General features: G+C 63.7%; 19 protein-coding genes. 12 read left to right on the top strand and 7 right to left on the bottom strand.

The features are described 5' to 3' along the window. Positions 1–16 precede the first annotated feature (16 nt). Complete coding sequence (locus BUE39_RS16390; protein ID WP_073429716.1) at positions 17–550, top strand: GNAT family N-acetyltransferase; 534 nt, start codon at positions 17–19, stop codon at positions 548–550. Between the two features lie 100 nt (positions 551–650). On the opposite strand, the gene BUE39_RS16395 is transcribed toward BUE39_RS16390, so the two are convergent. Next, positions 651–1,376, bottom strand: a complete 726-nt coding sequence (locus BUE39_RS16395; protein ID WP_073429717.1) for a GNAT family N-acetyltransferase — start codon at positions 1,374–1,376, stop codon at positions 651–653. Positions 1,377–1,477: 101 nt separating this feature from the next. On the opposite strand from BUE39_RS16395, the gene pdxR reads away from it, so the two are divergent. From pdxR to BUE39_RS16410, 3 genes are all read left to right on the top strand, one after another. Continuing rightward, positions 1,478–2,950 (top strand): MocR-like pyridoxine biosynthesis transcription factor PdxR, encoded by a 1,473-nt coding sequence (gene pdxR, locus BUE39_RS16400; protein WP_073429718.1) that lies wholly within the window; start codon positions 1,478–1,480, stop codon positions 2,948–2,950. A gap of 223 nt (positions 2,951–3,173) precedes the next feature. Further along, entirely contained in the window at positions 3,174–3,506 is a 333-nt protein-coding gene (locus BUE39_RS16405; protein WP_073429740.1) for a hypothetical protein, read from the top strand. A 170-nt stretch (positions 3,507–3,676) separates the two neighbouring features. Beyond that, positions 3,677–4,255 carry a flavin reductase family protein gene (locus BUE39_RS16410; protein ID WP_073429719.1) on the top strand — a complete coding sequence of 193 codons (579 nt, stop codon included), beginning with the start codon at positions 3,677–3,679 and terminating at the stop codon, positions 4,253–4,255. Between the two features lie 21 nt (positions 4,256–4,276). Here the strand turns inward: BUE39_RS16410 and BUE39_RS16415 are convergent, their stop codons facing one another. Further along, positions 4,277–4,606 carry a low molecular weight protein tyrosine phosphatase family protein gene (locus BUE39_RS16415; RefSeq protein WP_090518771.1) on the bottom strand — a complete coding sequence of 110 codons (330 nt, stop codon included), beginning with the start codon at positions 4,604–4,606 and terminating at the stop codon, positions 4,277–4,279. A 58-nt stretch (positions 4,607–4,664) separates the two neighbouring features. Beyond that, positions 4,665–5,150 carry a GNAT family N-acetyltransferase gene (locus BUE39_RS16420; protein WP_073429720.1) on the bottom strand — a complete coding sequence of 162 codons (486 nt, stop codon included), beginning with the start codon at positions 5,148–5,150 and terminating at the stop codon, positions 4,665–4,667. A 163-nt stretch (positions 5,151–5,313) separates the two neighbouring features. Here BUE39_RS16420 and BUE39_RS16425 point away from each other — a divergent pair, with 163 nt between their 5' ends. The 5 genes from BUE39_RS16425 to BUE39_RS35500 all read left to right on the top strand — a co-directional run bounded on the left by BUE39_RS16425 (position 5,314) and on the right by BUE39_RS35500 (position 7,294). Beyond that, positions 5,314–5,700 carry a lysozyme inhibitor LprI family protein gene (locus BUE39_RS16425; RefSeq protein WP_159442572.1) on the top strand — a complete coding sequence of 129 codons (387 nt, stop codon included), beginning with the start codon at positions 5,314–5,316 and terminating at the stop codon, positions 5,698–5,700. Then, a complete protein-coding gene (locus BUE39_RS16430) occupies positions 5,687–6,190 on the top strand; it encodes a helix-turn-helix transcriptional regulator (RefSeq protein WP_227470507.1) in 504 nt (167 codons plus the stop codon). The genes BUE39_RS16425 and BUE39_RS16430 overlap by 14 nt, the downstream gene beginning before the upstream one ends. After that, positions 6,187–6,615, top strand: coding sequence for a VOC family protein (locus BUE39_RS16435; protein ID WP_073429723.1), 429 nt, complete (start codon positions 6,187–6,189; stop codon positions 6,613–6,615). Before BUE39_RS16430 ends, BUE39_RS16435 begins: the two co-directional genes overlap by 4 nt. 5 nt (positions 6,616–6,620) lie before the next feature. Continuing rightward, positions 6,621–7,064 carry a GNAT family N-acetyltransferase gene (locus BUE39_RS16440; RefSeq protein ID WP_235004887.1) on the top strand — a complete coding sequence of 148 codons (444 nt, stop codon included), beginning with the start codon at positions 6,621–6,623 and terminating at the stop codon, positions 7,062–7,064. Between the two features lie 68 nt (positions 7,065–7,132). Continuing rightward, positions 7,133–7,294 carry a hypothetical protein gene (locus tag BUE39_RS35500; protein ID WP_176035783.1) on the top strand — a complete coding sequence of 54 codons (162 nt, stop codon included), beginning with the start codon at positions 7,133–7,135 and terminating at the stop codon, positions 7,292–7,294. Positions 7,295–7,376: 82 nt separating this feature from the next. On the opposite strand, the gene BUE39_RS16450 is transcribed toward BUE39_RS35500, so the two are convergent. The 3 genes from BUE39_RS16450 to BUE39_RS16460 are packed head-to-tail and all read right to left on the bottom strand — an operon-like array spanning position 7,377 to position 11,246. Further along, on the bottom strand, positions 7,377–8,201 hold the full coding sequence (locus tag BUE39_RS16450; RefSeq protein ID WP_073429726.1) for an HvfC/BufC N-terminal domain-containing protein: 825 nt from the start codon (positions 8,199–8,201) through the stop codon (positions 7,377–7,379). Continuing rightward, positions 8,198–9,151: an MNIO family bufferin maturase gene (gene bufB, locus BUE39_RS16455; protein WP_073429727.1), complete on the bottom strand. Its 954-nt coding sequence runs from the start codon at positions 9,149–9,151 to the stop codon at positions 8,198–8,200. Before bufB ends, BUE39_RS16450 begins: the two co-directional genes overlap by 4 nt. A gap of 13 nt (positions 9,152–9,164) precedes the next feature. Next, entirely contained in the window at positions 9,165–11,246 is a 2,082-nt protein-coding gene (locus BUE39_RS16460; RefSeq protein WP_073429728.1) for a ferritin-like domain-containing protein, read from the bottom strand. A 617-nt stretch (positions 11,247–11,863) separates the two neighbouring features. Between BUE39_RS16460 and BUE39_RS16465 the strand changes: the two genes are divergently transcribed. Further along, positions 11,864–12,478: a dioxygenase family protein gene (locus BUE39_RS16465; protein ID WP_073429729.1), complete on the top strand. Its 615-nt coding sequence runs from the start codon at positions 11,864–11,866 to the stop codon at positions 12,476–12,478. On the opposite strand, the gene BUE39_RS16470 is transcribed toward BUE39_RS16465, so the two are convergent. Continuing rightward, positions 12,475–13,365: a helix-turn-helix transcriptional regulator gene (locus tag BUE39_RS16470; protein WP_073429730.1), complete on the bottom strand. Its 891-nt coding sequence runs from the start codon at positions 13,363–13,365 to the stop codon at positions 12,475–12,477. The genes BUE39_RS16465 and BUE39_RS16470 overlap by 4 nt on opposite strands. A gap of 100 nt (positions 13,366–13,465) precedes the next feature. Between BUE39_RS16470 and BUE39_RS16475 the strand changes: the two genes are divergently transcribed. Both BUE39_RS16475 and BUE39_RS16480 read left to right on the top strand, forming a co-directional pair. Further along, positions 13,466–14,365, top strand: coding sequence for an SDR family oxidoreductase (locus BUE39_RS16475; protein WP_073429731.1), 900 nt, complete (start codon positions 13,466–13,468; stop codon positions 14,363–14,365). Positions 14,366–14,471: 106 nt separating this feature from the next. Beyond that, the coding region (locus BUE39_RS16480; protein WP_143169508.1) for a helix-turn-helix domain-containing protein at positions 14,472–14,718 on the top strand (247 nt) is incomplete at its 3' end.

Consider the following 14,718-nt stretch of genomic DNA (forward strand, 5'->3'; position numbering starts at 1 on the left):
CACCTTCGCCCTTCAAATGTCCACTCACTCCACCCACCTCACCACCGACCGCCTGACCCTGCGTCCGCACACGCGTGACGATTTCCTCGATAGCTATGCGATGTGGTCCGATCCCGAGGTGATCCGCTATATCGGCGGTAAGCCGTTCACGCGCGAGGAAGTCTGGGCGCGTCTACTGCGTTACGCCGGACATTGGGCGATGCTGGGTTACGGCTACTGGGTGGTGCGCGAGACGGAGAGCGGCCGGTTTCTCGGCGAGGTCGGCTTTGCCGACTATCACCGCGAGATCGAACCTTCGTTGGGCACGCCTGAAATCGGCTGGGCCCTGGACCCGGCGGCGCATGGCCGCGGCTACGCGACCGAAGCCGTGCGCGCCGCCTTGCGTTGGGCCGACGCGCACTGGCCCGGCGCTGAAACGGCCTGTATCGTCGCGCCGGACAATCAGCCTTCGCTGCGCGTCGCCGACAAGTGCGGCTATCGCGAGCACCTTCGCACCACCTACAAAGGCAAGCCGACCATCGTGCTGCGTCGCGCGGCAGGCGCGGCTTGAGCCGGTGGCGCGCGGTGGGCGCGTCGGCGGTTGAGCGCCTCGTTGCAATCCGTCGACGGCTCGATGCATCCAACTCGCGAGCGCTTATCGATCGTGTTCGCTAACTTGCCGCCCGCTGCCGCGCGATCAGATCCACCAGCCGCTCGACCTGCTGGCCCTGCGCATCGAAGTTGCCCGCATCCAGCCAGCGCGTGTAGCTCGAACGCAGCGCGGGCCATTCGCTATCGATGATCGAAAACCACGCGGTGTCGCGATTGCGTTCGCGATACACGATCGCCTGGCGAAAGATGCCTTCGAACGTGAAGCCGTAGCGCAACGCGGCGGCCCGCGACGGGCCGTTCAGCGAATCGCACTTCCATTCGAAGCGCCGATAGCCGAGTTCGTCGAACACGTGCTTCATCAGCAGAAACATCGCTTCGGTGGCGATGCGCGTGCGCTTCAGACGCGGCGAATAAATCACGTGGCCGACTTCGATCACGCCGTTCGCGGGATCGATGCGCATCAGCGCCAGCGTGCCGACGGCCTTGCCGGTCGCCAGATCGATCACCGCATAGTGCAGCGGATCGGCGGACGCGGCGGCGCGCGTCAGATACTCGCGATACGCGTCGAGGCTGTCGAACGGGCCGATCGTCAGATACGTCCAGTCCCGGCCATCGGCCGCCGAGCGGTAGGCGTCGTGCAGGTCCGCGGCGTGGTGTTCGACGTTCACCGGTTCGATCCGGCAATAGCGGCCCGCGAGCGGCTCGCGGCCGGGCGCTCCGGCGCCGTTCCAGCCCGGCACGGGTGCGCCGATGGGTTGTTCGAACGCGTTACGTCTGGGTTCCATCTCTACTCTCCAAAGCGGGTCGTTAGCTTACGAAGAACGATACGGCAAACGTGGTATGTTAAAAAGATCCAAGACAAACACATTTGATGGGTCCAGCCGCGATGATCGAGATCATTGGCCCGCTCGCCAATCCAGCCGCCGCGAATCGTGCTCGCAGCGCCGAAAAAGCCGCACCGCTGCAAAAGCAGTTGATCGAGCGTTTGCAGCAGGCGATTCTCGCCGGGCGTTTGCCGGCTGGTTCGCTGCTGCCTTCGTCGCGCTTGCTGGCGACCGAAATGGGCGTCTCGCGCAACACGGTAGTGATCGCTTACGAGCATCTGGCCGCGGTCGGCTATGTCGTGGCCGACAAGAAAGGCACCCGCGTCAGTCCGCTGTCGAGCCCCGCTGCGCGCGGCGAACCGTCCGCCAACCCGGTCGCCTTCGAGGCGACTTACGCGGCGCGAGTCGGGCAGTTCGCGGCGGCGCACACTCAAGCCGACAATAGCCTTCCTCTCACGCCCGGCACGCCCGCGCTGGACCGCTTTCCGCTGCCCGCGTGGCGGCGCGCGCAGGAACGTTCGATGGAACACGCATTGCCCCAGGCGCTCGGCTATGGCACGCCGGCGGGCGAACCGGCGTTGCGCGACGCGATCGCCGCGCATCTGCGGATGGCGCGCGGCGTGCGCTGCGAGGGCTCGCAGGTGGTGATCACCGAGGGCGCGCAGGAGGCGTTGAGCCTGTGCGTGCGGCTTTTCACCAATCCCGGCGACGTCGCCGGGGTCGAGGATCCCGGCTATCGCGGCGCGAAGGCCGCCTTCAACCTGGGCGATCTCACGACGCTGCCGATGCCGGTCGACGCGGAAGGCATCGCCGTGCCGCCTGACGCATGGGCCGCGCATCCGCCGAAGCTGATCTACACGTCGCCGGCGCACCAGTATCCGACGGGCGCGGTGTTGTCGGTGGCGCGGCGGCTGGACTTGATCGCGCAGGCGCGCCGCAGCGGCGCCTGGCTGATCGAGGACGACTACGACGGCGAGTTCCGGCACACCGGCGAACCGATCGCCAGCATGCAAGGACTGGTCGACGACGCGCCGGTTCTTTACGTCGGCTCGTTCAGCAAGACGATGTTTCCGGCGCTGCGCATCGGCTTCGTGGTGCTGCCGCGCGCGATCGCGGAGCGCGCGGCCGTCGCGCTGCACGAGATGCTGCGCGGCGGGCATCGTCTGGAGCAACTGGCGCTCGCGCATTTCATCGAAAGCGGCGAGTTCGGGCGGCACCTCGGGCGCATGCGGCGGCTGTATCGGGAGCGCCAGCAGGCGTTGCGCGACGCCCTCACCGCGCATTTCGCGCCGGCTTCCATTCTGGGCGGCGAGTGCGGCATGCATCTGACGCTGCGTTTGCCGCCGCGGATCGCCGATCGGTCGCTGGCTGAACGCGCGCTTGCGCAAGGGCTCAACCCGCGCGCGCTGTCCGGTTTCGCGTTGCGGCCGCGCGCGCAGACCAACGGGCTGGTGATCGGCTACGGCAACACGCCCGCCGAACAGCTGGCGCCGGCCATCCGCATGTTGTCATTGATCGCTCGGCGCGGCCGATAAGTTTTGCGTTTGTCCGCGTGGCCCATGTCGCGCTATCGTGTCGTTTATGCGCGGCTATCCTGAAATGCGCGACGTGGACGGATCGCCCGCAGGTCGTACTCGACGCACCGCACTGCACAACCTCGCGCGGACATGCCGCGCGCCGTTCGGGCTGTGGGTCGCGTGAGTATGAAGAATGCCTTTGTTGTGGTTATCTATGACGATTTATCCGACCGGAGACGACATGAAGGAAATCGAACCGACCCCCTGGTTTGAGCTTGCCGACCACACGCCCGTCCGCGAAGGCTGGTACGAGGTGCAACTGACGAGCGGGGACACGGCATTTGCGAAGTTTGGCGACGGCGCATGGACCGAGAAGCCATTGCTGACGTTCACGCACTGGCGCGGCCTCACCGCCGATCCCTCGGAGGCAGCCGACGGCGAATCGCAGTCGGTCCAGGCCGAGGCCACCGCGGCTCAAGGCGTACGCGCTGCCTGGAACGCTTTCTTCCCCGGCCTGGGCGAGGAACAGCACAAACCGCTGGACGCCGTACCCAACGGTAAAGCGCCACATTGATGCGCGCCTGGGCGGCGGCGCTTCCCGGCTGCCGCCCTGCATCCTCGTTTTGAATCCCTGCCTTGATTGCCCGACTTTCCGCTTGAGCGCCTGGGCACCCTCGCTTGCCCGCACCCGCTTCGCGCAGCCTCGCTACAATCGCCTTCATCCCTTTGAAGCGGAAACGACGTATGAAAGTCACACGAGAACCCGTGGCGTTGTCGCGGGCGACGCAGTTGCTGAATCATGGACCGGTCACGATCATTACCAGCGCGCACGGCGGCCGCGCGAACGTGATGGCGGCATCGTGGGCGATGCCGCTCGATTTCAATCCGCCGAAGGTAGTCGTCGTGGTGGACAGCCGCACGCTCACGCGGCAACTGATCGAGGCGAGCGGCGTGTTCGGGCTGCAATTGCCGAGCCGCGGATTCGCCGCGCAAACGCTGGCGGTGGGCACGAACGCCGGCGCGGAACTCGACAAATTCTCGGCCTTCGACCTCGAAACGTTCCACGCGCAAAACATCGACGTGCCGATGCTGGCCGGCTGCATCACGTGGATGGAATGCAAGGTGATTCCGGACGATAGCCAGCGGCACGACCTGATCATCGGCGAAGTGGTGGCGGCGTATGCGGACAGTCGCGTGTATTCGAACAACCGCTGGCATTTCGGCGACGATCCCGATTTGCGCACGTGCCATTACGTGGCCGGCGGGACGTTTTTTGCCACCGGCGATGCGTTCGAGGCGGAGCCGGTGGGAGCGGGGCGATGATCGACGGCCGGCCCGTCCGGACTATTTCCGCCGGAGAAATTTGCCGGCTTTCTGTTCCAGCAGGGCGACAAGTTCGAGCTGCATGAAGGCGTAGTCGTCGGGAATGTCGAGGCAAACGACTTTCTTGCCGTTCAGGCATGCGCGGAATTTCGCGGACAGCCTCGCGCGATGCGCTTTTTCCATCACGAAGACAATGTCGGCCCAGCGAACCTGCTCGGAGGAAAGCGCGACGTCGGCGTCCGCGCCGAGACCGGCCGAATCGGTCTCGACGTTGGGCCAACTGGCGAACACCTGCTCGGCTGTCGGGCTGCGCAGACGGTTCTTGCCGCAGATAAAAAGGGCGTGTATCACGGGCGATTACCGATCGAGCGGCCATGCGGCCATGCATCCGTTCGGACGCGAGCCTCGCTCATGCGTCACCCGCCGCAAACGCCTTGAGCGCGTCCCCCGCCAACCGGTAACGCACCCATTCGCTTTGCGCGCTCGCGCCGATCGATTCATAGAAGCCGATTGCCGGCTCGTTCCAGTCCAGCACGCTCCATTCGAAGCGGCCGCAGCCGGTGTCGCAGGCAATGCGGGCGAGGTGGCGCAACATCTGTTTGCCCGCGCCGCTGCCGCGCGATGTCGGCGACACGTACAGGTCTTCCAGATAAAGCCCTTGCTTGCCGAGCCACGTCGAATAGGAAAAGAAGTAGACGCAAAAGCCGATCGGCTCGCCGTTCATCTCGCAGATCAAAGCCTTGGCGCTTGAACTTGCGGAGAACAGACTGGCCTCGATGTCTCGAACGGTTGCGACGACTTCATGCTCGGCTTTCTCGTACACCGCGAGTTCGGTGATGAAGCGCAGAATCAGCGCGGCGTCGGATGCGTGAGCGGGGCGGATGTGAATAGTCAAGGTTGGATGCTCAATCGGTTAAACGGCGAATCGAAGTTTGGCGGAAACGCGACGGCTTCGGATCAGAGATGCATCGTATCGTTTATCCTGCTGTACTGGCGAGCGGACTGCCGCTCACCACTCCATTTGACGAAACAACGCCCGAGGGTTTTCTATGAAGCGAGTGTCGATTCTGGCGGTGACGTCTCTGTGGTTGTGCGGCAATGCCTACGCGGAAAAGATCGATTGCAAGAAGGCGTCGGACCAGAATTCGCTGAATCGTTGCGCCGACCTTAGCTACCAGGCCGCCGACAAAAAGCTCAACGAGACCTACGGCAAGCTGCTGGCAAAAGTGAGTCCGCAGGGCAAGCCGCGCTTGCAGAAGGCCGAGCGCGCGTGGGTTGCTTATCGTGATGCGCAATGCGATTTTTTAAGCTCATCGGCTGGGCCGTATAGCGCGCAGCCCATGATTCATTCGTCCTGTTTGAGCCGGCTTACGCAAGCGCAAACGAGACTGCTCGACGAACAGTTGCATTGTGAAGAAGGGGACGTGGGTTGTGGGCAGCAGTGAGGCCGGCGCCGACGCATTGCAAGCTCCGGCGTTGCTGCGCCGCCTGTTACGCGCCAGGGACCGCATGGACGCCGCCTCGCACGAAGCCTGGCCCGTCAAGCGGCTGGCCGCGGTCAGTGGTGTGTCCGAAGCCCATTTCGCGCGGTCCTTCAAGCAGGCCTTCGGCATCCCGCCGCATCGCTATTTGTTGACGCGGCGCATCGAGCAGGCCACCACCTTACTGCGCGACACCGAGCTCAGCATCACGGAAATTGCCTTTGCCACCGGGTGGGAGAGCCTGGGGACCTTCGGCCGCACTTTCCGCGACATCACCGGGCGAAGCCCCAGCGCCATGCGCGTCGAGGCCCGGGCCGACATGCCTGAATTCGACCGCGTGCCCGCCTGCGTCCTGAGGGCCGCGCAGCGCCCCGACCTCACCACCGCAGTTTTGGAGAAGCGCCGCCGCGTGGGCAAAGGTACATTCCGCCCATCAACCAGGGAGGTGTCATGAATCAAGGTATCAATGTAGTGGGCTTGTACGTGGACAACCAGGACGAAGCGCTCGCGTTCTACGTCGAGAAGCTCGGTTTTCGCGTCCACACGGACGTGCGCAACGGTGCTTACCGCTGGCTCACGGTCCAGCATCCCGATCAGCCCTCGTTCCAGCTCGGTCTTTTCACGCCGGGCCCGCCGATCCACGACGAAGCCACCGCGCAAACGCTGCGGGCGATGGTCGCGAAGGGCGCCATGCCGCCGCTGGTGCTTACTGTGGCCGACTGCCGCGCCAGCTACGCCAGGCTGAGGGCCAGCGGCGTCGAATTCACCCAGGATCCGGTAGACCGCTACGGCAGCGTCGATGCCGGTTTCCGCGATCCCGCCGGCAATGGCTGGAAGATGATCCAGGCTGCGGCTGCGGGAAATATTAACGAGGCATGAGACAGGTGAACCCGACGCTCGCGAGCACAACGCACGACGACATCGAAACGCTGGTTCAGATGCGTATCGACGCGATGCGAGAGAGCCTTGAGCGTATCGGCCGCTTCGAGCCGCGGCGTGCACGCGATCGTTTCGTGTCGTCGTTCGATTCGGCGTTGTGCAAGTTCATTGTGGTTGACGGCGTATCCGTTGGCTTCGTGCAAATAAAGCCCGCGGCCGATCACCTGTTGCTCGAACATTTCTATGTTCTACCGGAGTACCAGGGCAAAGGTATTGGTTCGACAGTACTCTCGGCGATTCTCGCGGACGCGGACTCCCAGTCGGTTTCGATCAGACTGGGAGCGCTTCGCGATAGTGACTCGAACCGTTTCTATCAACGACACGGGTTTTTGAAAACGGCTGAGTCGGAGTGGGATATCTACTATGTTCGGGAACCGCACCGGGCATGAATTTGCACCGGATATTTGCCTCGGCCTCCCGCCAGGCGGTGTCGAACGAGGCAAGGAGGATAACGGTAATGGGAAAAGCAGTCACGGTGGGTCTGGCTGGGGACTTCGACCACTCGGTACCGGCGCACCAGGCTATTCCGCTTGCATTGAAGCGAGCGGCAGATGTGAAGCAAGTCGAGATGGAATTTGAATGGGTTTTGCGCCAATCCTATCAATGCAAGGATTGCTAGATAACGGTCTTGGCGGCGAAAGCCGCGCGTTTGCGCCTTCGCTCAGAACGACCCCGCCACGAGGTCAACCTCAACACCCTGGCTAGTCCCCGATCACCGCTCTCTCGACAAAGAACCCCGCTTCGATCCAAGGCCGGCGCACCTCATGGCGCCAGGATCGCCATACCGCGTCAACGGGATACCCAGCCTCGGCCGCAATCGCTTCCACCGACGCCGGCAGATCCCGGGTCCGTCTCACGAGCGACAAAAATTCATAGTGCAGGCGAGTGACCGGATAAGTGTGCGTCAGAAAATCGCGGCGCAGGATCACCGCGTAGGAGCGCATGGCAACCGGTAACTGTGGCGAACGCCCGGCGCGAACCTCGTGGTAATACCAGGCCACAGGATAGCGGTACGCGACCAGGGCCAGGCAAGGCTGGAGGACCAGTGCGCCATCGTCGGCTGACGCGTCGGGCCAAGGCCGTCCCTCGTGGCCCTGTGCGTCGAACAGGCGATACAGATCGCGCTCATAACTGGCCAGGTCCACCATGAAATCGATCCAGGACTCGCGCTGTTCCGGCGGCTGGTCCCGATCCGGGCGATTGTCCTCGAGCCATTCCGGAAAACGCCGACCGAGCTCGTGCAGCGTATAGCTGTCGGACGGGCAGGCCCGCAGATATTCGTTGGCGAAATCGGCGAAAAGAGTCGCCCCCAACGCGTGGTAGCTGGCGGGGAACTGCTCTTCCAGGCATTTCCGCAACCGCAGGATGTAGCTGCGCTGATAGATGGCCAGGCAAGCCGAGGCGGACAGCTTCGGCCCCGGCAATAAGGTGGCGGCGATGGTGTCGGCGTCGACGCCATCCGGCGCGATCAGTGCCTCGATCATCCAGCGTTGCAGCGAGTCCAGACGACCCTGGTCGACACTCATGACGAGCACACGACGCTGTTGCTCATGATCTCGGGCACCAGGAACGCGACTGGCGTGGACACCGCCTCGGCGCTGTCCGGCCGCGGCCGCGGGGCGGCTTCGACCTCGGCGGGCGCGTCGCCATCGATGATCTGTCGCGCCCGCATCAACTCGGCATGCACGCGCTCGAAGGCAGGCACATCGCCATCCCATTCGAGCAAGGTCGCGGCTTGTTCGCTGCGCTGCCAAGCCAGGCGGAACAGTTGCCACACCGCCGCGGAAACCGGACGATCGTGAGTGTCGACGATATGGGTGCCGCAATGCTGATGTCCGGCCAGATGCAATTGCACGACGCGATCGAATGGGAACTGATTCAGGTAATCCAATGGATCGGTCCCGGCATTAAAGCAGCTGACATAAACATTGTTGACATCCAGCAGCAGCCAGCAACCCGTTACGCGGCTTAGCTCGCGCAAAAAGGCCGGCTCGTTCAGCGTCGACTGGCGGAAGCGGACATAGGTGCTGGGATTCTCCAACACCAACGGCCGTCCCAGTAACTCCTGCGCCTGGGCGACCCGGGCGCTCACATGGTCCAGTGTCCTTTCGTTAAGCGGCAGCGGCAGGAGGTCGTGGCTGTTGACCCCCAGCGCGCCGGTCCAGCACAAATGGTCACTGACCCAGCGGGCCGATACCTCGTCGGCTAGCCGCCGCAAGCGGGTCAGATAGTCACGATCGAGCGGGTCGGTGCTGCCGATCGACAGCGAAACGCCGTGCAGCGCGACCGGATAATGTTCGGCGATCCGGCGCAGGACGGCGCGCGGCCGTCCTCCCGAATCCATGAAATTCTCCGAGATGGCTTCGAACCAATCCACCGGCGGCCGCGTTGCCAAAATATGATCGAAATGCTGATTGCGCAGCCCGACGCCAAACCCGAGCCGATGTCCGGCTGCGTCCCCTCGAAGTTCAGTCATGTCCAGGCATTCCTTAGCTGCAGCTACCCGCGCCGCTCATGCCGCTCGCCCCGCAAGCCGTCATGCCATGACCGCTATATTCCTGAATCCACTCGATGGTCGGACCGTACTTGAACAATTCCGCATGCGGCGGCTCAGGCGGCTGGGCCGGCAGCGACGGGTTCTTTTTGCGCAGTTCCGGCCAGGTTTGCTCGGCGAACACTTCGCGCGCACGCAGCCATACGCTCTTGCCGCGGTTGCGGCCGTCGGTGCTGAAGCGCTCCGCATTGATCGGCGTGGCGCAGCAGCCTTGCGTGGCGCAGGCATTCGCGCCCGGCGCTTCCTGCTCGTGTCCCGTGCCATACAGGCCGCAACCGCCTTGACCGGCGCAAGCGTTCTGTACGCGGCAGGTGTGATCCGATATCAGCGGCGAGGCCGGGTCAGCGAAGTTGAATTCCAGCGCGGTAGAGCAATAGCCTTGGCCGGCGCATTCGTTATCGCGGCTGCGGCCTTGTCCCTTGCATTGGTTCAGTCCCATGCATGCGTGCCGCACCTCGCCAGCCAGTAGTACGCCGGGCGCGGGCGGCAGTTCCGTGAACATCGGAATGCCCTGATATTGACTGACGTCGCAGCCAGGCTTGCCCAATGTCGGTTGATCAGGCGGCGTCTGCCATAGGCCGCTCACCTCCGGCAAGGAAGGGATCATCTCGACGAAATATTGCGCGTCGCTGCTGTACCAGGATTCGCTGCCGTATTTGGCGTTCATGCCGTTGCACATGGCGACCAGGGTCGCGAAGGCCTGGTGACGCGGGCCCAGATTGATGTTTTCGAAAGTGGGCGCCAACTGGAGGGTACTCGGGTAGCCATCGGTGCCGTACAACGAGATTTTCCGCATGGCCTGGATCATCTTGTCGAGGATCCAGATCATCGATCGGTGCAGCGTCTGGTTGAAATACAGCTTTTGCTGACTCGGTTCGATGAGGAAGATGCTCTCGGTCATGATCAGCATGTACTGGTACAGGCCGCTGACGATGTCGGCGAGTTCGCGGCGTCCGGGCGGGTAGGCGGCGGCAACCGGGTTGTCGGGAAAATCGAACATGATTCTCGCCAGTTCTTCCCGGCTGAACTGACGTGCCGCCGCGGGCGGCGGGGGCGGCATGTTCCGCAACTTCTCGTCCTTGGGATCGTAGCCCGCCAGTTGCGATTGCAGCGTCAGGAATTTGTAGTAATGCGAGAGTTCGTGGTGTGACAGATCGTCGAACTTGTGAGGGCCGAAGCCCTCGCCTTCCGCGTCGATCGTCTGGATGGCCTGCATGGCGTTTTCGCGCGAGGCAATCGTCATCAGCGCGCTGCGGCTCGCATGGCTATCGCCGCGGCTCGCATAGGCGGCCGTGGCGGCCGCCGAGCCGTTGACCGGCGCCGGTACCGGGCAGCCGTAATTGAAGCCGGCAGTCGGATACACCGAGTCGATGTTGTTGGGCGAATAGTTGGACGGCTGGATCTGGGCTGGCGCGCGGCCCGCCTTGAAGTCGTCGTCGGTGATGTGGCGCGAGCTGATGATGCAGCGCAGAAACGAATATATCTGGCCGATCGTCTGCCAATTATTCAGCTCAGGCGGGGCGTCCGCCGCCGCCGGGTATTCGATTTCGAGGAACTGCCATAACTGCTCGGACGAGAACTTGGCCAGCGGAAGGGCCATCGGCTTGCTGTCCGGCCCGAGCCTCGCATGACCGGGCAGATCGGTCGGATACGGCGAGGGCGAGCGCAAATAGAGCTGGGGCTGCACGCCGAGCGAAAACAGCATGTTGGACGACAAGGACAAGTGAAGCATTTCCTCGACAGCCACGCTCATCATGATGCCCCCCGCCTGATCGGCGAAGCGGGACAGATCGGTCGCCGGGAATCCTTGAGGGGTACGGTTGATCGAGTAATAAGCGAAGAGATAGAGCGGCACCGTTGCCAGTTCGATCTCGACGGCGGTCTGCAATCCGTCGCGCAATTCCGTCAATGCGCGGGCGCGATCCCAATGCTCGTCGATATGGCGCACCAGGCGTTGCTCTGCTTCGGTGAGGGGGCGGACGGGAAGACCTGCGTTTCTGGAATCGTGCTCGGACATGTTCGTTTTTCCTGATCGGGCGGTCACGAAGATTTCTTCGTCGACGTGTTGACCGTCACATGGGGAGGGACACGGGGCCGCCACGTACTCGTAGCAGCAGCGCGATGATCTGACTGGTTTGCGCCCGCCAGGTGAAGTCGTAGCGGGTGATATTGCTGACTGTCGTTCGAAGCCGATAGTGCTGAGCGCACCGATTCCGTTGGCGATGGAAATCCCCGTGCATTTGCCCACCATAAAGGCTGGTTACCGGTGTTGGATTGAATGATCTTGGAGCCAAGCCGCACACTCACGGCCATTTCCATTCCACTCGTTACAGGGATAAAAATGTAGCTATCAATATTGATAGGTGGCTGTACCGGGAGGCGATTATCACGGCCTCGCGCAGACGCTAGTGCATTGCATCAATCGGTTGAATGCGCCTGACGTGTTTGTGCCCGTCTATCGCGGATTCTGTTGGCAAGAATGTATTTGCACGCCGACCTGAAGTTTCGGCCTACCATGGTTGGCACAGGATGCTGTGCTCCGTTAAACGCAACGGCGCCAGCAAGGACGCTCGTCGGTTCGGCAGCGTGCGCAGCGCAGCATGCCGATCGGACGGGAAGCAAGGAGCGATCACGATGCGCACACCAAGCATGAGCCACGGACGGCGCGATTTTCTTCGCAGGTCGGCTACGGTGCCGTCCACGTTGCTGCTGTTGGCCCTCGGAAAGGCAAACCGTGGCCGGGCCGAGGAAGTGTCAGCGACACCCGCCTGCACCGACGGACAGGAACCGACCCGGCGGCAGACGGCAGGTCCGTTCTTCCTGCCGCACTCGCCGCAACGTGTATCGCTGCTCGAACCCGGCATCAATGGAACAAAGATCGTCCTGACCGGACGGGTGTGGTCGACACGATGCAGGGCGGTGCCCGGGGCGTTGCTCGATTTCTGGCACGCGAATGACGCCGGGGAGTACGACGTCGACGGGTTCCGGCTGCGCGGCCATCAATTCGCCGACAACGAGGGACGCTACCGCCTCGAGACCATCGTGCCGGGGCTCTATCCGGGACGCACACGACACTTCCATGTGACGGTGCAGCCGCCCAACGGGCCGATGCTCACCACCCAACTGTACTTTCCCGGCGAGCGGCGCAATGCTCGCGATTCCCTGTTCGATGGCCGGCTGCTGATGACGATCGACGACGACGGCGAGCGAAAGTCGGCCCGGTTCGATTTCGTGCTCGCGTTCACCTAGCGCAAGCCGTCGTGAAGCCGCGGCGCGTTGCGAGTCGAGGCTTTCTGCGCTGCCATCGATCGACGTTGCGCAGCGGCGGCGCGGATGCGCTCCGCGGTGAGCGCGTCCAGCGGCGTGTACACGAGCATGCTGAGGTCCGGCCGACCATCGACAGCGAACAGCGAATACTCCATCTCGATGGACCCCAGCGTGGGATGCAGCAGGCGCTTCACGTTCTCGCCGTCCCCGTGGCTCAGCACCTGGTTTTCGCGCCACATGCGGTCGAAGTCGGGGTTGGCGCGGCGCAGATCGTCCACGAGGTCGCCCACTTCGGAAGCGAGCCCCGCGCGCGCCACGTCCGCGCGGAACGTCCCCACGACGAAGCGCGCGACGCTCTCCCAGTCGTGCTGTTTCGCGCGAACGGCCGGGTCGCCGAACAGAAAGCGCAAGATGTTGCGCTGGCCGGCCGGCAGGGTGCTGTAGTCGGTGAGCACGACGGCCGCGGCTTGATTCCACGCCACCACGTCCCAGGTCGCGGTCTTGACGATCGACGGGCTGGCGTCGAGCGAATCGAGCACGCGCTGCAACCGCGGGTTCACGCCATCGACGGACCGGTAGCGCACTTCCGGCGGCCGCCCGAGGCCCAGCATGAAAAGGTGTTCGCGCTCGGCATCCGTCAGCATCAGCGCTGCGCAGATGCGCTCCAGCACCACCGCCGAAGGCGCGCCGCCGCGGCCCTGTTCGAGCCAGGTGTACCAGGTGGAACTGATGTTGGCGCGCTGAGCCACTTCTTCGCGGCGCAGTCCCGGCGTGCGCCTGCGGCCCGAGAAGCCGAAGCTGGCCGGATCGAGCCGCGTGCGACGGCTGCGCAGAAAGTCCCCGAGCGTTTGGGCGGCGTTCACTGACATGCTGAGCCTGTTAGTCGTTTTACCGGGATAAAGTCACTACTTCAACAGGAAAGCGGATGATCGCATAGTGCCGGGGTGATTAACCCAAGGAGACTTCACGATGCGTATTTTTCTGACGGGCGCAACGGGCTTCATCGGCTCGGCTCTGTTGCCCGAACTCATCGAAGCCGGTCATCAGGTGATCGGCATGACACGATCCGATGCGGGCGCGCAAGCGCTGAGCGCGGCGGGCGCCGAAGTCCATCGCGGCACGCTTGAAGACACCGACAGCCTGCGCAGCGGCGCCGCGAAGGCGGACGCCGTCATCCACCTCGCGTTCGACCACGACTTCTCGCGCTTCGTGGACAACTGCGCGAAGGACAAGCGCGCGATCGAGGCTCTCGGCTCGGCGCTGGCCGGCTCCGATCGTCCGCTGCTCGTCACCTCGGGCACGGGCGCTGGCAGCCGCGGCGACGGGCAACCCGCGACCGAGGACGTGTTCAACACCGCGCACCCGAATCCGCGCCTCGCCAGCGAGCTGGCCAGCAATGCGCTGCTGGAGGCAGGCGTCAACGTCTCGGTGATGCGCCTGCCGCAAGTGCATAGCCCGTTCCGCCAGGGCCTCATCACGCCCCTCATCCAGATCGTGCGCGAGAAAGGCGTGTGCGCCTACGTGGAGGAGGGCCGTAACCGCTGGCCCGCGGGACATCTGTCGGACGTCGTGCGGCTGTACCGGCTCGCGATCGAGAAGGGAGAACGCGGTGCGCGCTATCACGCGGTCGGCGAAGAAGGCGTGAGCGCCCGCGAGATTGCCGAGGCGTTAGGGCGCGGCCTCAAGATGCCGGTCGTGTCGATCGCGCGCGAGCAAGTGCAGGCGCACTTCGGATGGATGGCGATGTTCGCGGCGCTCGATATGCCGGCGTCGAGTGCGCAGACACAAGCGCGTTTGGGCTGGCAACCGACAGGCCCGACGCTCATCTCGGATCTCAACGAAGCGCGCTACGTCGAAGTGTTGACGTAACCTCGGCCATCGCTGTCGGCCCTGTTACGGCAAAGCTGTAGTGTCGTACCTGGGCAAAGCTGAAACGTCGCATGTCATGCTGGCTGACCTTTGACGGGAGGCTCGCATGACGACGACATCCGGGACGATCACCATGACGATGCGCGAGGTAGACCGGCTCAGGACGATCCAGTCGGTGGTCGACGGCATGCTGATGACATGGCAGGCCGCAGAACGGCTCCATCTGAGCCGGCGTCAGGTTGAGCGGTTGACGGTGCGCTATCGCAGCCAGGGTGCTTCGGGACTGCTGTCACGGCATCGTGGACACCCGAGCAATTACCAGTTGGCAGACGGCGTGGCCGAGCGCGCGTTGA

Origin of the sequence: Paraburkholderia terricola (assembly GCF_900142195.1) — a bacterium.
Taxonomy (GTDB): Bacteria; Pseudomonadota; Gammaproteobacteria; order Burkholderiales; family Burkholderiaceae; genus Paraburkholderia; species Paraburkholderia terricola.